At 72.8% G+C, this 3,603-nt stretch carries 3 protein-coding genes; 1 reads left to right on the top strand and 2 read right to left on the bottom strand.

The annotated features are described in order from the left end of the window. A partial coding sequence (locus VIB55_RS14075) for a helix-turn-helix domain-containing protein (RefSeq protein WP_331877287.1) occupies positions 1-372 on the bottom strand: 372 nt, incomplete at its 3' end. Positions 373-503: 131 nt separating this feature from the next. Here VIB55_RS14075 and VIB55_RS14070 point away from each other — a divergent pair. Next, complete coding sequence (locus VIB55_RS14070; protein WP_331877286.1) at positions 504-1,262, top strand: SDR family NAD(P)-dependent oxidoreductase; 759 nt, start codon at positions 504-506, stop codon at positions 1,260-1,262. 10 nt (positions 1,263-1,272) lie between these two features. Here the strand turns inward: VIB55_RS14070 and VIB55_RS14065 are convergent. Beyond that, on the bottom strand, positions 1,273-3,603 hold a 2,331-nt coding region (locus VIB55_RS14065; protein WP_331877285.1), incomplete at its 5' end, for a serine/threonine-protein kinase.

Raw genomic sequence — 3,603 nt, 5'->3', positions numbered from 1 at the left:
TTCGCGGGCGCGCTCCACCTCCTCCAGGTGCCGGGCCGCCCACATCCAGACTCCGCAGAACGCCTCCCCCAGGCTCAACCCCAGCGGGGTGAGCGCATACTCCACGCGCGGGGGCACCACCGGATGAACGGTGCGCGTCAGCAGCCCCTCGCGCTCCATCTGCCGTAGCGTCTGCGTCAGCATCTTCTGGCTGATCCCTCCCACGAGGGTGCCCAGCCGGGTGAACCGCACCGTGCCGTGCTCCGCCAGCACTTCCAGGATCAGCATCGTCCACTTGTCCGCGACCCGGCCGATCAGGTCCTGCACGAGCGCCTCGACACGTGCGTCTACCTGGCCCTCGTGCGGCTCGGCGGCTGGAGAAGCCTGCGTCATCGAACACTCTCCTCGGGGTGCGTATAGCACTTTCGGGTGCCTTCTTCCCAACGGAGAGTAATGGAGTATCCTTGAGGCCGCAAGCGTGAACACGCGATGCTTGCTCGGCACCAGAACAAGGATGGCTCTCCATGAATACCAGGATCGCCGTGATCACGGGCGCAAGCCGGGGGCTGGGGCGCAGCATGGCGCTGCACCTGGCGGAGGCCGGCGTGGACGTGGTGGGAACCTATCGGCAGAACCGCGACGAGGCAGAGGCCGTGGCGCGCGAAGTGGAATCCCGCGGCCGCCGCGCCGCCATGCTTCCGCTGGACGTGGGACGCAGCGACACCTTCGCCGCATTCGCCGAAGTGCTGGCCGGAACGCTGCGCGACCGGTTCGGCCGCGGCGACTTCGACTTCCTGGTGAACAACGCGGGAATGGGAGTGCACGCGAGCGTTGCCGACACCACCGAGGCACAGTTCGACGAACTGCTGGCCGTTCACCTGAAAGGCCCCTTCTTCCTGACGCAGCGGCTTTTGCCGATGATGGCCGACGGCGGGCGGATCCTGAACGTTTCGACGGGCCTCGCGCGCTTCGCCCTGCCGGGGTACGCCGCCTACGCCGCCGCCAAGGGCGGGGTGGAGGTCCTCACCCGCTACCTGGCGCGCGAACTCGGCCCGCGGGGGATCACCGCCAACGTGATCGCCCCGGGCGCCATCGCCACCGACTTCGCCGGCGGAGCGGTGCGCGACGTCCCCGAGGTGAACCGCCACGTCGCTTCGACGATCCCGCTGGGCCGGGTGGGGGAGGCGGACGACATCGGCGCGGCGGCCGCCTCGCTCCTGTCGGACGGCATGCGGTGGATGAACGGCGTCCGCGTGGAGGTCTCCGGCGGCCAGAACCTGTAGCTCCGGTGTCTCAGCCGGTGCCGGCGTTCCCCAGCCCCGCCCGCAGCCGGTGATCGTCGATCCGCTGGCGGGCGGCGCGGGCCAGGGTGCTTTCGGGGCCGAGGGCGGTTTCGAGGACAGAGGCGCTTCGCAACAGCAGCGGCGCGGCTTCGGCCCGGCGGCCGAGGGCGGAGAGGCAGGCGCCGAGCGCGCTCTCCGTTTCCGCGACGTACCAGTGGCCGGGCGGCAGCGCGGCCCGCCGCGCCGCGAGCGCTTCCTCCAGCAGGGGAAGCGCTCCGGCGGGGCGGTTCCGGTCCACGAGGAGCGCGCCGAGCCCGGTGAGGGTCGTAGCGGTCAGCGCGTGGCCGGGGGGCAGCACCCGGCGCTGCACGCCGAGCGCGCGCCGATACAGGGCTTCCGCGCCCGCGAGGTCGCCACGAAGGTGAAGGAGCTGGGCGTAGCCGGCGCGGTCCATCGCCAGGTCCGGGTGCTCCTCGCCCGCCAGGCGGCGGCGCAGCGCCAGCACCTGGCGGTACAGCGTGTCGGCCCCAGCGTGGTCGCCGCGGTCGCGCAGCACGCCCGCCAAGTTCGCGAGGCTGACGGTCACCTCGAAGTGCTCGGGGCCCCACACGGCGCGGCGGACGGCCAGCGACTCCCGGTGCAGCGCCTCGGCTTCGCTCAGCCGGCCGCTCTCGCGCATCACGTGGCCCAGGTTGTTCAGCGTCTGCGGCAGACCGGAGGGGGCGTCCCCGGAGTGCGCTCGATCGATGGTCAGCGCCTCGCGCAGCAGTCTCTCGGCTTCGGCGTAGCGGCCCTGCATCCGCAGCACCATCGCCAGCCCGTTCAGCGAGCGCGCCACCTCCACGCTGCCGCTCCCCAGCGCGCGCCGGCGCGCATCCAGGATCACCCGGTACAGCGCCTGCGCCCGGTCGTATCGCCCGGCGACGCGCAGCACGTTGCCGAGCTGGTTGGCGATGGCGATGGTTTCCTGGTGGCGCTCGCCGCGCAGCTTCCGCAGCGCCGCATAGGACGAGTCCATCAGCGCGATGGCGCGGCCGTAGTCGCCCTGGCCGTAGTAGGCGTGGCCCAAGGCAAGCTGCAGCCGCCACCGCACCTCGGGTTGGCGCACGTCCGCGATGTCGGCCGCGCCGCGGTCCAGCAGGTCGCGCACGGTGACGGCCCGCGTGCTTCCCTGGTACAGGTTGGAGCGGTCGAAGAGGCCCAGGAGAAAGGATTCCACCTGCTGCGCCCGGTCGCGCTCCGCCGCGATGCGCATGGCCTGCACCCGCGTCACCACGGCGAAGCCCATCAGCAGGACCAGGGCGGCGGCGGAGGCGGCGACGCCCGCGCGATGACGGCTGACGAACTTTCTCACCCGATACCAGCGCGTGTCCGCCCGCGCTCCCACGGGCAGCCCCGCGGCGTGGCGCCGCAGGTCCGCGGCGAGCTGCTCCGCCGTGGCGTAGCGCTGCCCGGGCTCCGGCCGCATGGCCTTGAGGACAATGGCATCCAGGTCCCCCGCCAACCGCCGCGCCAGCCGCGCCGGCGTGGTCCCCCGCGCGGCGGCTGCCTCGCCGGCGTCCTCCCCTGCCCCGGCGACGGCGGATGGGCGTTCGGGCGCGCCGAGCAGCGCACCCGGCAGCTCCCAGGGCGACTCGCCACGGGGACGGTAGGGACGCTGGCCGGTGAGAAGCTGGTAGAGGATGACGCCGAGCGAATAGACGTCCGTGGCGGTGGAGACGGGCTCGCCGCGCAGCTGTTCGGGGCTGGCGTACTCGGGGGTGAGCAGCCGCGGTCCGATGCCGGTGCGGTCGTCCGCAGCCGGGGCGCCGCCCGCCACCAGCCGCGCGATGCCGAAGTCCAGGAGCTTGGGCTGGCCGGATTCGGTGACCAGGATGTTGGAGGGCTTCAGGTCGCGGTGCGCCACCAGGTTGCGGTGCGCGTACTGCACGGCGTCGCACACCTGCGCGAACAGCCGCAGCCGCTCGTCCACGCCCAGGCGATGCCGGTCGCAATGCTCATCCAGCGGAATGCCTTCGACGTACTCCATGGCGAACCACGGCACGCCCTCCGGCGTCACGGCGCCGTCCATCAGCCGGGCGATGCCGGGGTGCTCCAGCGAGGCGAGGATCTGCCGCTCTTCCAGGAAGCGGCGGACCAGGTAGTCGGCGTGCAGCCCCTGGCGCACCATCTTCAACGCGACGCGCTGCCGCAGCCGGGGGTCGTCGCGCTCCGCCAGGTACACCGTGCCCATGCCGCCGCTCGCCAGCGCGCGGACGATGCGGTACGGCCCCACGAGCGTCCCCTCCGGCAGGCCGGGCTCGCCTTCGCCGAGAGTCCCGGCCAGGCCCGGCACCGGCGC

The organism is Longimicrobium sp., from assembly GCF_036554565.1.
In the GTDB taxonomy this organism is placed as follows: domain Bacteria; phylum Gemmatimonadota; class Gemmatimonadetes; order Longimicrobiales; family Longimicrobiaceae; genus Longimicrobium.
Note: the sequence above shows the minus strand (reverse complement) of the source record. Positions and strands in the feature narration are given on the sequence as shown.